Origin of the sequence: Microbacterium sp., from assembly GCF_041909575.1 — a bacterium.
Classification (GTDB): domain Bacteria; phylum Actinomycetota; class Actinomycetes; order Actinomycetales; family Microbacteriaceae; genus Microbacterium.
The window spans coordinates 1-13538 of record NZ_JAYRDE010000080.1; the positions used below are offsets into that span (position 1 = coordinate 1).

The window sequence follows — 13538 nt, forward strand, 5'->3', positions numbered from 1 at the left end:
CCCGCGTCGAGCAGGACTCCGAAGTGACCGTGCTCGTCTCGCTCGGCCCGGCCGAGGCGCAGGTCGAGTCGATGATGGGGATGAGCAAGGGCGATGCGACCGCCGTCCTGGCCTCGCATCAGATCGAGGTCAAGGGCGAGGACGTGTTCTACACCGACAGCGGCCCCGACACCACCGTCGGCGTCCTCATCCACCCGCGCGGCGGCGGCGAGGACGTGAAGTGCCTCGAGGGCTGCGCTGTCCGCGAGGGCGACACGGCCACGCTGTGGGTGTCGCTCGGCCCTCTGCCGAATGTGGCCGGGCAGGGAGCGGACGCCGCGCGAAAGACGCTCACCGACGCGCAGCTCCAGGTGGCGGATGCGGTCATCGAGCAGGCGAGCGAAGAGATCGACGCGGGACTCGTGATCGGGACCAGCGAGCGCGAAGGCGGAGGCTGGTGGCGGCCTGGCGATCGCATCTCGCTCATCGTCTCGACCGGCCCCCCGCTGTTCGAGGTGCCCGATGTCGTCGGCCAGACGCGCGACGGCGCGATCGCCACCCTCGAGGAGGCCGGGTTCCAGGTGGACTACAACGCCCTGTTCGATCTGTTTCCCGACGAAGAGACATCCGTGGTGAGCATGGACCCGGCTGCGGGCTCGATGCTCCTCAGAGGCACGCGGATCGCGATCGAGATCACCGTCAGCGGCTGACCCACGGATGCCGCAGCCCCGGCGACACTCGCCGGGCGAGGCATCCGCTCAGCGCTTCTCGAGCTCCTCGGCCACGAGGAAGGCCAGCTCGAGCGACTGCATGTGGTTCAGGCGCGGGTCGCAGAGACTCTCGTAGCGGGTCGCGAGGGTGGCCTCGTCGATCTGCTCGGAGCCTCCCAGGCACTCGGTGACGTCGTCGCCGGTCAGCTCCACGTGGATGCCGCCCGGGAACGTGCCGACAGCGCGGTGCGCCTCGAAGAAGCCGCGCACCTCGTCGACGACGTCGTCGAAGCGGCGCGTCTTGTAGCCGGTGGGCGTCGTGATGCCGTTGCCGTGCATGGGATCGGTCACCCACAGCGGCATCGCTCCGGAGTCCTTCACGGCCTCCAGGAGGGGCGGCAGCGCGTCGCGGATCTTGCCGGCGCCCATGCGCGTGATGAACGTGAGGCGGCCGGGCTCCCGCTCGGGATCGAGCTTGTCGATGAGTGCGAGCGCCGTCTCGGGCGACGTTGTCGGCCCGAGCTTCACGCCGATGGGGTTGCGGATCTTCGAGAAGTAGTCGACGTGCGCGCCGTCGAGCTCCCTGGTCCGCTCGCCGATCCACAGGAAGTGGGCGGAGGTGTTGTACGGGGTGCTGGTGCGCGAGTCGATGCGGGTCATCGGGCGCTCGTAGTCCATGAGCAGGCCCTCGTGGCCGGTGTAGAACTCGACCCGCTTGAGCTCGTCGAAGTCGGCGCCGGCGGCCTCCATGAAGCGGATCGCACGGTCGATCTCGCCCGCCATCCGCTCGTAGGCCTGGTTCGCCGGGTTCTGCGCGAAGCCCTTGTTCCACGAGTGCACCTCGCGCAGGTCGGCGAACCCGCCCTGCGTGAACGCGCGGATGAGGTTGATGGTCGAGGCGGCCGTGTGGTACCCCTTCAGCAGCCGCTGCGGGTCGGCTTGGCGCGATCCCTCGGTGAAGTCGTAGCCGTTGACGATGTCGCCGCGGTACGCGGGCAGCGTCACGTCGCCGCGGGTCTCGCTGTCGCTCGAACGGGGCTTGGCGAACTGGCCCGCCATGCGGCCCATCTTGACCACGGGCATCGACGCGCCGTAGGTCAGCACGACCGCCATCTGCAGCACCGTCTTGATGCGGTTGCGGATCTGCTCGGCGGTGGCTCCCGCGAACGTCTCGGCACAGTCACCGCCCTGGAGCAGGAACGCCTGGCCGGACGCGGCGCGACCGAGGCGCTCGCGCAGATTGTCCACCTCGCCGGCGAACACCAGCGGCGGGAGGGTGGCGATCTCAGCGGATACCGCGGCCACCGCGTCGGCGTCGGGCCACGCGGGCTGCTGCTTGATGGGCAGGGTCCGCCAGTGGTCGAGTCCGTCGAGCTGCTGAAGCATCCTTCGAGTCTATCCGCGGGCACGCGGGCCCCGGACGCGTGTGACAGGCCGTTCAGGCCTTCGTCTTCAGCCGGTCCTTCACGGTCGAGGCGTAGACGTCCTCGTACTCCTGCTCCCCCAGTCGCTGCAGCGCGACCATGATCTCGTCGGTGATCGAGCGCAGGATGTAGCGGTCGCCCTCCATGCCCGAGAAGCGCGAGAAGTCGAGGGGCTCCCCGATGACGACGCCGACGCGCACGACGTTGGGAAGCCGCTGCCCGATCGGCATCATCGTGTCGGTGTCGACCATCACGACCGGCACGACGGGCACGTGCGCCTCGAGCGCCATGCGCGCGATGCCGGTGCGGCCGCGGTACAGCTTGCCGTCGGGGCTGCGGGTGCCCTCGGGGTAGATGCCGAGCAGCTCGCCTCCGCCGAGCACCTGCAGGCCGGTGTTGAGGGATGCCTCGGACGCCTTGCCTCCGGATCTGTCGATCGGCAGCTGCCCGGTGCCTTTGAAGAAGACGCGGGTCGCCCAGCCCCGCAGTCCCTTGCCCGTGAAGTAGTCGCTCTTGGCGAGGAACGCGACGCGCCGGTCGATCATCAGCGGGAGCATCACCGAGTCGATGAACGAGAGGTGGTTGCTGGCGAGGATCGCGCCGCCCTCGGCGGGGATGTTGCGCCGGCCGACGATCCACGGGCGGAAGATCGCCTTGACGATCGGTCCGATCACCACGTACTTCATCAGCCAGTAGAACATCGCTACCCCTCCGCGCTCGCGAGGTCGGCGGCGCCGATGAGGCCCGCGTCGTTGACGAGCTGGGCGATGGCGAAGGCGGCGACGGGCCGATCGCCGTACCCGGGCAGGGAGGTCTCGTACGCGAGGCGGACGGGGGCCAGCAGGTCCTCGCCCAGCTGTGCGACGCCGCCGCCGATCACGAAGAGCTCGGGGTCGAGCACCGCCTGGAAGCCGCCGCCCGCCTCGCCCAGCGCGGTCGCGACGCGGCGCAGCGCCTCTGTGGCTCCCGGGTCGCCGGCGAGCACGAGCCGCGATACTGCGGGCCCGCTGATCGAGCCCTTCTCGACGCGCAGGGCGGCGAGGGCCTGGCCGATCCCGCCCGCGTCGGCGATCGCGTTCGCCTCGCGCTGCAGCGCGCGTCCCGAGGCGTACTGCTCGAGGCATCCGTTCTGCCCGCAGCCGCACGGGAGCCCATCGCGCGTGAAGCGCGTGTGCCCCAGCTCGGCGGCGATCCCGTGCCCGCCGCGGAAGAGCTCGCCGTCGAGCACGATCGCGCCGCCCACGCCGGTGCCCATCGTGAGCATGACCATGTTGTCGACGTCGCGGCCCGCGCCGAAACGGAACTCGGCCCATCCGGCCGCGTTGGCGTCGTTCTCGATCGAGACGGGCACGTCGATCCCGGCCTCGAGCGTGGCCTTGAGCGGCTCGTTGCGCCAGGCGATGTTGGGCGCGTGGATCACGGTCGCCCGATCGCGATCGATGAAGCCGGCGGCGGCCACCCCGACGGCGGCGATCTCGTGACCGGCCGAGAAGTGGCGCGCCATGTCGACGACGGCAGCGGCCAATGCGGTGGTGTCGACGGGAGTGTCGACGCGGAGCTTCTCGATGATGCGGCCGTCGGGGTCGACGACCCCTCCGGCGATCTTCGTTCCGCCGATGTCGATACCGACCTTGAGCACCGCGTTCCTCTCCGGCCGGCGCGCGCGCGACGGCGCCATGCAGTCTAGCGGCGCGGCGCGATCGACACTCCTCATGGTGCGTCACACGCATCCGATTAGACTCGGATGAGATCCACCCGAGATTCATCATCCGGTACCGAAGGAGCTGCCGTGGTCCAATTCGAAGTCCCCGCGATCGTCCCCGCCGATCCCCAGGCGAATGTCGCCGATCTGCTCGTCGAGCGGGTGAAGGCGACGCCGCAGCTGGCGCTGTTCGCCGTCCCCGAGGGCGACGGCTGGCGCGACATCACCGCCGCCGATTTCCAGAAGCAGGTGGTCGCGCTGGCCAAGGGCTTCGTCGCGGCCGGCATCGAGCCGGGCGACAAGGTCGCCTTCATCGCTCGCACCACCTACGACTGGACGCTCGTCGACTTCGCCCTCTTCTATGCCGGTGCGGTCATGGTCCCGGTGTACGAGACGAGCTCGCCGTCCCAGATCCAGTGGATCCTCACCGACTCCGGCGCGATCGCGTGCCTCACCGAGTCGCCCGACCACTCGGCGCGCCTCGACGAGATCCGCGCCGACGTGCCGCTCGTGCGCTCGACCTGGGAGATGCAGCGCGGCGACCTCGACAAGCTCGTCGCCGGCGGCAAGGACGTCACCGACGCCGAGATCGAGCGACGCCGCAAGATCGCCAACGGGGCCGACATCGCCACGCTCATCTACACGTCCGGCTCCACCGGGCGTCCCAAGGGCTGCGTGCTCACGCACAGCAACTTCGTCGAGCTCACGCGGAACTCGGCCAAGGCGCTCGCCGAGGTCGTCGCCAAGCCCGGCGCCTCGACGCTGCTCTTCATCACGACGGCGCACATCTTCGCCCGCTTCATCTCGGTGCTGAACATTCACGCGGGCGTCAAGACCGGCCACCAGCCCGACACCAAGCAGCTGCTGCCCGCGCTGGGCTCCTTCAAGCCGACGTACCTGCTCGCGGTGCCGCGCGTGTTCGAGAAGGTCTACAACTCCGCCGAGCAGAAGGCCGAGGCCGGCGGCAAGGGCAAGATCTTCCGCTCGGCCGCGCACACCGCCGTCGAGCACTCGCGCCTCCTCCAGGAGGGCAAGAAGGTGCCGTTCCTGACCAAGGTGAAGTTCGCGCTGTTCGACCGCCTCGTCTACAGCAAACTGCGCACCGCCATGGGCGGCAACGTCGAGTACGCGGTGTCGGGATCGGCACCCCTCGGCCCGCGGCTCGGCCACTTCTTCCACAGTCTCGGGGTGACGATCCTCGAGGGCTACGGTCTCACCGAGACGACGGCCCCCGCGACGGTCAACCTCGCCACGAAGTCGAAGATCGGCACCGTGGGACCGGTTCTCCCGGGCGTCGGCATCCGTCTCGGCGAGGACGGCGAGATCCAGGTGCGCGGCATCAACGTGTTCAAGGAGTACTGGCGCAACCCCGAGGCCACCGCCGCGACGTTCGACGGCGACTGGTTCAAGACCGGCGACATCGGGTCGTTCGACGAGGAGGGGTTCCTCACCATCACCGGCCGCAAGAAGGAGATCATCGTCACCGCCGGCGGCAAGAACGTCGCACCGGCCGTGCTCGAGGACCCCATCCGGGCGAACCCGATCGTCGGCCAGGTCGTGGTGGTCGGCGATCAGAAGCCGTTCATCTCGGCTCTCGTCACGCTCGACCCGGAGATGCTCCCGACGTGGCTCGCCAACAACGGCCTCGCCGGCGACATGTCGCTGTCGGATGCCGCGAAGAACGAGGCGGTGCGCGCCGAGGTGCAGCGGGCCATCGACCACGCGAACACGTCCGTGTCGCGCGCCGAGTCGATCCGCAAGTTCACCATCCTCGACTCCGAGTGGACCGAGGCCAGCGGCCACCTGACGCCGAAGATGAGCATCAAGCGCAACGTCATCATGGACGACTTCGCCGCCCAGATCGACGAGCTCTACAGCGTCCCGGTCAACACCTCGAACGTGTCGCTCACGTAGCAGAGCGGAGCGGATGCCGGGCCCCGGTCCTCTTCGGAGGGCCGGGGCCCTCGCGGTCTGACGCGGCCGCGGCGCGCAGAACTGCGGCGGCTACTCGACCTGAGTCAGAACCAGTCGGACTCGCGGATCTCCCGCATCGCGACGCGACGCTCCTCCGGCGTCAGGCGGCTGAGGTAGAGCATTCCGTCGAGGTGGTCGGTCTCGTGCTGCAGGGCCTGCGCCATGAGACCCTCGCCCTCGAGCACGACCTCGTTGCCCTCGAGGTCGATCCCGGTGACACGCGCCCACGGGTGCCGCACGGTGTCGTGCCACAGCCCGGGGACGGAGAGGCATCCTTCGCCGATGGCTTCGGGCTCGCCCCCCACTTCGAGCACGGGGTTGAGCACGTAGCCGATCTCGCCGTCGACGTTGTAGCTGAACGCGCGCAGCCCGACCCCGATCTGCGGCGCCGCGACGCCCGCCCGGCCGGGAAGCGCGACCGTGTCGAGCAGGTCGCGGACGAGTGCGCGCACGCCCTCGTCGATGTCGGCCACCGGCGCGCTGGCAGACCGGAGCACGGGGTCGCCGAAGACCCGGATGGAACGTACGGCCATCGTGCGCCTACGCTGCAGGCGCGAGGGCTCGCAGGCCCTCGACGACGGTCGCGGCGAGATCGCGCGCCGCTTCGCGCGTGGCCGGGCTCAGGTCACGGAAGACGATGGCGCTCCCGGCGCCGATGTGCGCGTCATAGGGCATCCGCACGACCGCGCGGACCCGTGTGCGGAAGTGCGCCTCGAGCTCGTCGAGCTGCACGAGGGGGGTGCCGGGCCGGGAGTTGTTGAGCACGACCACCGCGCCGCGCACCTTGTCCGCGTACCCGTTGGTCTCCAGCCAGGTGAGCGTCTCGGATGCCAGGCGCGCCTCGTCGACGCTCAGCCCCGACACGATGACGAGCTGGTCGGCGAGCTCGAGAGTCGCCTCCATCACCGAGTGCACGATGCCGGTCCCGGTGTCGGTGAGCACGATCGAGTAGTAGTGCGCCGCGAGCGACGCGACGTCGCGGTAGTCGGCGTCGTTGAAGGCCTCGGAGACCCGCGGGTCGGAGTCGGAGGCGACCACGTCGAGGCGGGTCTCATCGCGGGCGACGATGTCGGACAGGTCGTTGAACCCGACGACGTCGCCGCGCGCGCGCACGAGGTCTCGCACGGTCTTGCCGCTGGCCCGGGCGATGCGCTCCGCGAGCGTCCCGCGGTCGGGGTTGGCGTCGACGGCGATCACGCGGTCGTCGCGGGCGTCGGCCAGTGCCATGCCGAGCAGCGTGGTGACCGTCGTCTTGCCCACGCCGCCCTTGCGCGACATCACCGGCACGAAGCGCGCGCCGCCGCTGAGCGGGGCGGCGATGCGGCGGTCGAGCTCCTTGCGGGCGCGCGCGCGCTTGCCGTCGCCGAGGTTGATGCGCCGGCCGGAGATGGAGTAGACGAGGTGCTGCCAGTAGCCCTCGGGCTCGCTCCTGGTGACGTGATGGGGATCGAGCAGACGATCGGCGGTGAGCAGGTCGGCGGTCTCGCGGTCCGCCTCGAACTCGCCGAGGCGCTTGGAGGTGAGCGTGACATCCGGGCGGGGGTAGGCGGCGCGCTCGACGGGAGCCGGTGCGGGACGCGTCCGCGCCGTGGCCGGTGCCGCCGCGACGACGCCGTCCGACGCCGGCGGGACGGAGACGGATGCTGCGTCCTCCGCCGTCTCGTCGGTCCGAGCATCCGCCGCCGGCGGGAGGTCCTCGGCGAACTCGTCGACCACGACATCCGCGTCGGCGATGTCCTCGAGTGCGTCCCAGTCCGCGGTGTCGTCCTCGACGGCCCATTCCTCGGCCTCGGCGCTCTCCACGAGCTCGGCCTCGGCGGCGCCGCCGGGGATCTCGACGACGAACGGGACCTCGCCGCCGAGGACGTCGTCGCCCACGAGGTCGTCATCGTCCTCGGTGGAGGGCAGCTCGACGTTCACCTGAGCGGTCGAGCCGCCGAGGATGCCGATCCCGCTGGTGTCGAGGCTGCCCGTGTCGGACAGCACGCCGTGCTCGGATTCGTCGGGCGTGTGGTCGGGGCGATCAGGCGTCACTGCGGCTTGCTCCAAGACAGAGAGGGGGGAATCGGGTCGGTTCCACCCTCCAGGTTACTGGGCAGGGCGGATGACGACCAAAAGGTCTCCGGCGTCGACCTGCTGGGTGGCGTCGATCGCGAGCCGCTCGACGACCCCGTCGACCGGTGCCGTGATGGCCGCCTCCATCTTCATCGCCTCGATCGACGCGACCGGCTGACCCGCGGTCACGGTGTCGCCGACCGCGGCCTTGAGCGTCACCACGCCAGAGAACGGCGCGGCGACCTGACCCGGCTTGGTCGTGTCGGCGCGCTCGGCCTGCTTCACGTCGACCTTGATGCTGCGGTCGCGCACGAAGACGGGGCGGAGCTGGCCGTTGAGGGTCGTCATGACCGTGCGGATGCCCTTCGCGTCGGCCTCGCCGATCGCCTCGAGCCCCACGTAGAGCTGGACGCCGGGGTCGATCTCGGCGATGTGCTCCTCCCCCGGCTTCAGTCCGTACAGGTAGTCGGGGGTGCCCAGCGCCGTCAGGTCGCCGTAGGCCGCGCGGTTCTTCTCGAACTCGCGCGCGGGTGCCGGGAAGAGCAGCCGGTTCAGCGTACGGCGGCGCTCCAGCCCGCTGCCCTCGAGGCCGGCGCGCTCCTCGTCGGTGAGCGGCGGGACGTCGATCGACACCGCGCGGCCGGCGAGCACCTTCGTGCGGAAGGGCTCGGGCCACCCGCCGGGAAGGTCGCCGAGCTCTCCGGCCATGAACCCGACCACGGAGTCCGGGATGTCGTAGTTGTGCGGATTCTGCTCGAAGTCGGCCGGATCGGCGCGGACGGCGACGAGCGCGAGGGCGAGGTCTCCGACGACCTTGGACGAGGGGGTCACCTTGGGGATGCGGCCGAGCAGACGGTCCGCCGCGGCGTACATGTCCTCGATGAGCTCGAAGTCGTCGGCGAGGCCGAGCGCGATGGCCTGCTGGCGCAGATTCGAGAGCTGCCCGCCGGGGATCTCGTGGTGGTAGACGCGGCCGGTCGGCGAGGGAAGCCCGGACTCGAAGGGCCGGTACAGGTGGCGCACCGCCTCCCAGTACGGCTCGAGGTCGCTGACCGCCTGCAGGTCGAGGCCCGTCTCGCGCTCGGTGTGCGCGAGCGCGGCGACGAGCGCCGACAGCGAGGGCTGACTCGTGGTGCCCGACATCGGGGCGGCTGCGGCATCCACCGCGTCCACACCTGCCGCGCTGGCAGCGAGGAGCGTCGCGAGCTGGCCGCCCGCGGTGTCGTGCGTGTGCAGGTGCACCGGCAGGTCGAACCGCTCGCGGAGGGCTGCCACGAGCTTGGCCGCCGCGGCCGGGCGCAGCAGGCCCGCCATGTCCTTGATCGCGAGCACGTGGGCGCCCGCGTCGACGATCTGCTCGGCGAGGCGCAGGTAGTAGTCGAGGGTGTAGAGCTTCTCGGACGGGTCGAGGAGGTCGGACGTGTAGCAGACCGCGACCTCGGCGACGGCCGTGCCGGTGGAGCGGACCGCGTCGATCGCCGGTCGCATCTGCGAGACGTCGTTGAGCGCGTCGAAGATGCGGAAGATGTCGACGCCGGTGGCGGCGGCCTCGCGCACGAAGGCGTCGGTCACCTCGACCGGGCGCGGGGTGTAGCCCACGGTGTTGCGCCCGCGCAGGAGCATCTGGATCGGGATGTTCGGCATCGCGTCGCGCAGCGCGGCCAGGCGCTCCCAGGGGTCCTCCGCGAGGAACCGCAGCGCCACGTCGTAGGTCGCCCCGCCCCAGGCCTCGACAGAGAGGAGCTGCGGCGTCATCCGCGCGACATGCGGCCCGACGCGGACGAGGTCGCGGGTGCGCACCCGCGTGGCGAGCAGCGACTGGTGCGCGTCGCGGAACGTCGTCTCGGTGACCGCGAGCGGAGTCTGCTCGCGCAGTGCGCGCGCGAATCCCTCCGGACCCAGGGCGCGCAGACGCTCGAGCGTGCCGGCGGGCGGCGGCGCAGACAGGTCGATGTCGGGCAGCTTGCTGCCGGGCGACACCGACAGGGGCTTCTCGCCGTAGGGCCGGTTGACCGTGACGTCGGCGAGCCAGTTGAGGAGCTTCGTGGCGCGGTCGCGCGACGGGTTGCTCGTCAGCAGCTGGGGCCGCTCGTCGATGAACGACGTGCTCAGGTCACCCGCCACGAACGCGTCGTCGTCGAGCACCGCGCGCAGGAACGGGATGTTCGTGGCGACGCCGCGGATGCGGAACTCCGCCAGGGCTCGGCGGGCGCGCGTCACGGCCGCCGGGAAGTCGCGGCCGCGGCAGGTGAGCTTGGCGAGCATGGAGTCGAAGTGCGGGCTGATCTGCGAGCCCGCGGCGGTGGTGCCGCCGTCGAGCCGGATTCCCGCGCCGCCCGGGGAGCGGTAGGTGGTGATCCGGCCGGTGTCCGGGCGGAACCCCTGCGACGGGTCCTCGGTCGTGATGCGGCACTGCAGTGCGGCCCCGCGCAGCTGGATCTGGTCCTGCAGCAGGCCGAGTTCGGCGAGGGTCTCCCCCGCGGCGATGCGCATCTGAGACTGCACGAGGTCGACGTCCGTGACCTCCTCGGTCACGGTGTGCTCGACCTGGATGCGCGGGTTCATCTCGATGAACACGACCTCGCCGGCGCGAGGCCCCGCCGTCTCGAGCAGGAACTCGACGGTTCCGGCGTTCTCGTACCCGATCGACCGGGCGAAGGCGACCGCGTAGGCGTGGAGGGCGTCCCGCACGGCGGGGTCGAGGTTGGGCGCCGGCGCGATCTCGATCACCTTCTGGTGGCGACGCTGCACCGAGCAGTCCCGCTCGAAGAGGTGGACGGTCTCGCCCGACTTGTCGGCGAGGATCTGCACCTCGACGTGACGCGGGCGCTGCACGGCCTGCTCGAGGAAGACGCGGGCGTCGCCGAACGCGCTGCCGGCCTCGCGCATCGCCTCCGCCAGGGCGGGTGCGAGCTCGGCGCGCTGCTCCACGCGGCGCATGCCCCGGCCGCCGCCGCCGGCGACCGCCTTCACGAAGATCGGGAAGCCGATGTCGTCGGCCTGCGCCACGAGAACGTCGACGTCGTCGGAGGCCTCGGTCGAGCGCAGGACAGGCACGCCCGCCGCGATCGCGTACTGCTTCGCGGTGACCTTGTTGCCGGCCATCTCGAGCACGGAGGAGGGCGGGCCGATGAAGACGATCCCGTTGGCCGCGGCCTTCTCCGCCAGCTCGGGGTTCTCCGAAAGGAAGCCGTAGCCCGGGTAGATCGCATCGGCGCCGGATGCCAGCGCCACGCGGATGATCTCGTCCACGTCGAGATAGGCACGGACCGGATGCCCCTTCTCGCCGATCTCGTAGGACTCGTCCGCCTTCTGCCGGTGCAGGGAGCCGCGATCCTCGAAGGGGAAGATCGCGACGGTGCGAGCGCCCAGTTCATAGGCGGCGCGGAAGGCTCGGATGGCGATTTCGCCGCGGTTCGCGACGAGGATCTTGTGGAACATTCGACCTCCGGAGGCGGCGGTGCGGGCGGGCCTGAGTGTGCTCTCAGCCTAGGGGACGGTAACGTGGTGAATTGTGCACGTCCTTTCCGTCAGCTCGCTCAAGGGTGGTGTCGGCAAGACGACCGTGACTCTCGGACTCGCTTCCGCGGCATTCGCCCGCGGAGTCCGCACGCTCGTCGTCGACCTCGACCCGCAGTCCGACGTCTCGACAGGCATGGACATCCAGGTGGCCGGCCGCCTGAACGTCGCCGACGTCCTCGCCAACCCCAAGGAGAAGACGGTCCGCCAGGCCATCACCTCCAGCGGATGGGCGAAGGTGCACCCCGGCACGATCGACGTGATGATCGGCAGCCCCTCGGCGATCAACTTCGACGGCCCGCACCCGAGCGTGCGCGATGTCTGGAAGCTCGAGGAGGCGCTCGCGACGATCGAGGCCGACTACGACCTCGTGCTCATCGACTGCGCGCCGTCGCTGAACGCGCTCACGCGCACGGCCTGGGCCGCGAGCGATCGCGTGATCGTCATCACCGAGCCGGGGCTGTTCTCCGTGGCCGCCGCCGATCGCGCGCTGCGCGCCATCGAGGAGATCCGGCGTGGCCTGTCGCCCCGCCTGCAGCCGCTGGGGATCGTCGTCAACCGCGTGCGGCCGCAGTCCATCGAGCACCAGTTCCGCATCAAGGAGCTGCGCGACATGTTCGGCCCCCTGGTGCTCTCGCCGCAGCTCCCCGAGCGCACCTCGCTGCAGCAGGCGCAGGGGGCGGCCAAGCCGCTGCACATCTGGCCGGGCGACTCCGCTCAGGAGCTCGCGGCCGACTTCGACTCGCTGCTGGACCGCGTCATGCGCACCGGGCGCATCCCGGTTCCGGGCGAGGCTCGCGCCTGACGCTCGTCGCCTAGAGGGGTCCGAGGACCCCGCTCCCCCGTCGCGCTTCGAAGATGAGCTGGGTCTCGGTCTTGGTGACGGCCGGATGACTGGTGATGTGCTCCAGGATGAGGTCGCGCAGCCGCTCCGGGCTGGCGACGGCCACGTGCACGTGGAAGTCGTTGTCACCGGCGACGTGCACGACCGACAGTGCGCCGGGAATGCCGGCGAGCCGATCGAACAGCGCGTCGATGTGCGCCCGGCTGTGACTGGCGAGCTGCACCTGGATCACGGCCTGAATCGGACGCCCCACGGCAGCGGGATCCACGCGGGCCGTGATGTCGGTGATGACGCCGGACTCGCGCAGCGCCCGCACCCGGTAGGCGCACGTCGACTCGGCCAGACCGACCCGCGCCGCCAGGGATGCGTTGGTCATGCGCCCGTCCTCGATCAGGGCCGAGAGGATCGCGCGGTCGGCGTGGTCGAGTGCGGACGATTGCGGATTCTTCGGGGGCTGCGGCATCCGTTCCTCCCGGATTGTGGAATCTGCAACTCATGCTCACGGTTTACCGCGACCTGGTCAAGTCGGCTTGCTGATTCCTGCGCGATCATCGACGATCGGTGCATGGCACCGAAGACGCTGCACCCTGACAGCCTTGCCGTCCACGCCGGCCGCGACGACCTCGCCGAGCTCGGCGTGCACGCCCTCCCCCTCGATCTCTCGTCGACCAACCCGCTCCCCGGGATCGACGTCGGCGGTCTTTCGTACGAGGTCCTGGCGACGGGCGGACTCCCGCTCGAGGGCGGCTCGCACGTCTACGCGCGCCTGTGGAACCCGACGGTCGCACGCTTCGAGGAGGCGCTCGCGCGCCTCGAGCACGCCGAGGAGGCGGTCGCATTCTCGTCCGGGATGGCGGCCATGACGGCGGTGCTCCTCGCGATGTCGCACGAGCACGGCAAGCGTCACGTCGTCGCGGTGCGGCCGCTCTACGGAGGCACCGATCACCTGCTGGCGTCGGGACTGCTCGGCGTGGAGGCGACCTATTGCACCCCGGAGGCGGTCGCCGGCGCGATCCGTCCCGACACGGCGCTGGTGATCCTCGAGTCTCCGGCGAATCCGACGCTCGAGCTCGTCGACATCCGCGCGGTGGTCGCGGCCGCAGGCGACGTGCCGGTGCTCGTGGACAACACCTTCGCGACGCCCGTGCTCCAGCATCCGCTCGATCTCGGCGCCGCGATCTCCCTCCACAGCGCCACGAAGTACCTCGGCGGGCACGGCGACGTCGTCGGCGGCGTCGTCGCGTGCGACGCCGCCATCGCCGCCGCGCTGCGTCGCACGCGTGCCATCACCGGCGCGATCATGCACCCGCTCGCGGCGTACCTGCTGCACC

At 70.6% G+C, this 13538-nt stretch carries 11 protein-coding genes; 4 read left to right on the forward strand and 7 right to left on the reverse strand.

Going from position 1 to position 13538, the window contains the following annotated elements; translation table 11 throughout:
* Positions 1–689 (forward strand): PASTA domain-containing protein (locus tag ACE3O1_RS11335; RefSeq protein WP_374315132.1); only part of this gene is annotated, 689 nt, incomplete at its 5' end.
* Positions 690–737: 48 nt separating this feature from the next.
* Here ACE3O1_RS11335 and ACE3O1_RS11340 read toward each other — a convergent pair.
* The 3 genes from ACE3O1_RS11340 to ACE3O1_RS11350 are packed head-to-tail and all read right to left on the reverse strand — an operon-like array spanning position 738 to position 3752.
* Positions 738–2075, reverse strand: a complete 1338-nt coding sequence (locus ACE3O1_RS11340) for a class II 3-deoxy-7-phosphoheptulonate synthase (RefSeq protein WP_374315133.1) — start codon at positions 2073–2075, stop codon at positions 738–740.
* 52 nt (positions 2076–2127) lie between these two features.
* A complete protein-coding gene (locus ACE3O1_RS11345; protein ID WP_374315134.1) occupies positions 2128–2814 on the reverse strand; it encodes a lysophospholipid acyltransferase family protein in 687 nt (228 codons plus the stop codon).
* Between the two features lie 2 nt (positions 2815–2816).
* Positions 2817–3752: an ROK family glucokinase gene (locus tag ACE3O1_RS11350; RefSeq protein ID WP_374315135.1), complete on the reverse strand. Its 936-nt coding sequence runs from the start codon at positions 3750–3752 to the stop codon at positions 2817–2819.
* Positions 3753–3902: 150 nt separating this feature from the next.
* Here ACE3O1_RS11350 and ACE3O1_RS11355 point away from each other — a divergent pair, with 150 nt between their 5' ends.
* The gene (locus ACE3O1_RS11355; RefSeq protein ID WP_374315136.1) at positions 3903–5729 is read left to right on the forward strand and encodes a long-chain fatty acid--CoA ligase; all 1827 of its coding nucleotides are present in this window, start codon (positions 3903–3905) and stop codon (positions 5727–5729) included.
* A 104-nt stretch (positions 5730–5833) separates the two neighbouring features.
* Here the strand turns inward: ACE3O1_RS11355 and ACE3O1_RS11360 are convergent, their stop codons facing one another.
* From ACE3O1_RS11360 to ACE3O1_RS11370, 3 genes are read right to left on the reverse strand one after another with little or no spacing between them, the layout of a single operon-like run.
* Positions 5834–6322 (reverse strand): peptide deformylase, encoded by a 489-nt coding sequence (locus ACE3O1_RS11360; RefSeq protein ID WP_374315137.1) that lies wholly within the window; start codon positions 6320–6322, stop codon positions 5834–5836.
* 7 nt (positions 6323–6329) lie between these two features.
* The gene (locus ACE3O1_RS11365; RefSeq protein WP_374315138.1) at positions 6330–7823 is read right to left on the reverse strand and encodes a MinD/ParA family protein; all 1494 of its coding nucleotides are present in this window, start codon (positions 7821–7823) and stop codon (positions 6330–6332) included.
* 54 nt (positions 7824–7877) lie between these two features.
* A complete protein-coding gene (locus ACE3O1_RS11370) occupies positions 7878–11285 on the reverse strand; it encodes a pyruvate carboxylase (protein ID WP_374315139.1) in 3408 nt (1135 codons plus the stop codon).
* 73 nt (positions 11286–11358) lie between these two features.
* Here ACE3O1_RS11370 and ACE3O1_RS11375 point away from each other — a divergent pair, with 73 nt between their 5' ends.
* Positions 11359–12168, forward strand: coding sequence for a ParA family protein (locus ACE3O1_RS11375; protein WP_056119365.1), 810 nt, complete (start codon positions 11359–11361; stop codon positions 12166–12168).
* A 10-nt stretch (positions 12169–12178) separates the two neighbouring features.
* On the opposite strand, the gene ACE3O1_RS11380 is transcribed toward ACE3O1_RS11375, so the two are convergent.
* Complete coding sequence (locus tag ACE3O1_RS11380; protein WP_374315141.1) at positions 12179–12670, reverse strand: Lrp/AsnC family transcriptional regulator; 492 nt, start codon at positions 12668–12670, stop codon at positions 12179–12181.
* 102 nt (positions 12671–12772) lie between these two features.
* Between ACE3O1_RS11380 and ACE3O1_RS11385 the strand changes: the two genes are divergently transcribed.
* Positions 12773–13538, forward strand: a 766-nt coding sequence (locus tag ACE3O1_RS11385; RefSeq protein ID WP_374315142.1) for an aminotransferase class I/II-fold pyridoxal phosphate-dependent enzyme, incomplete at its 3' end; no start/stop codon positions are given.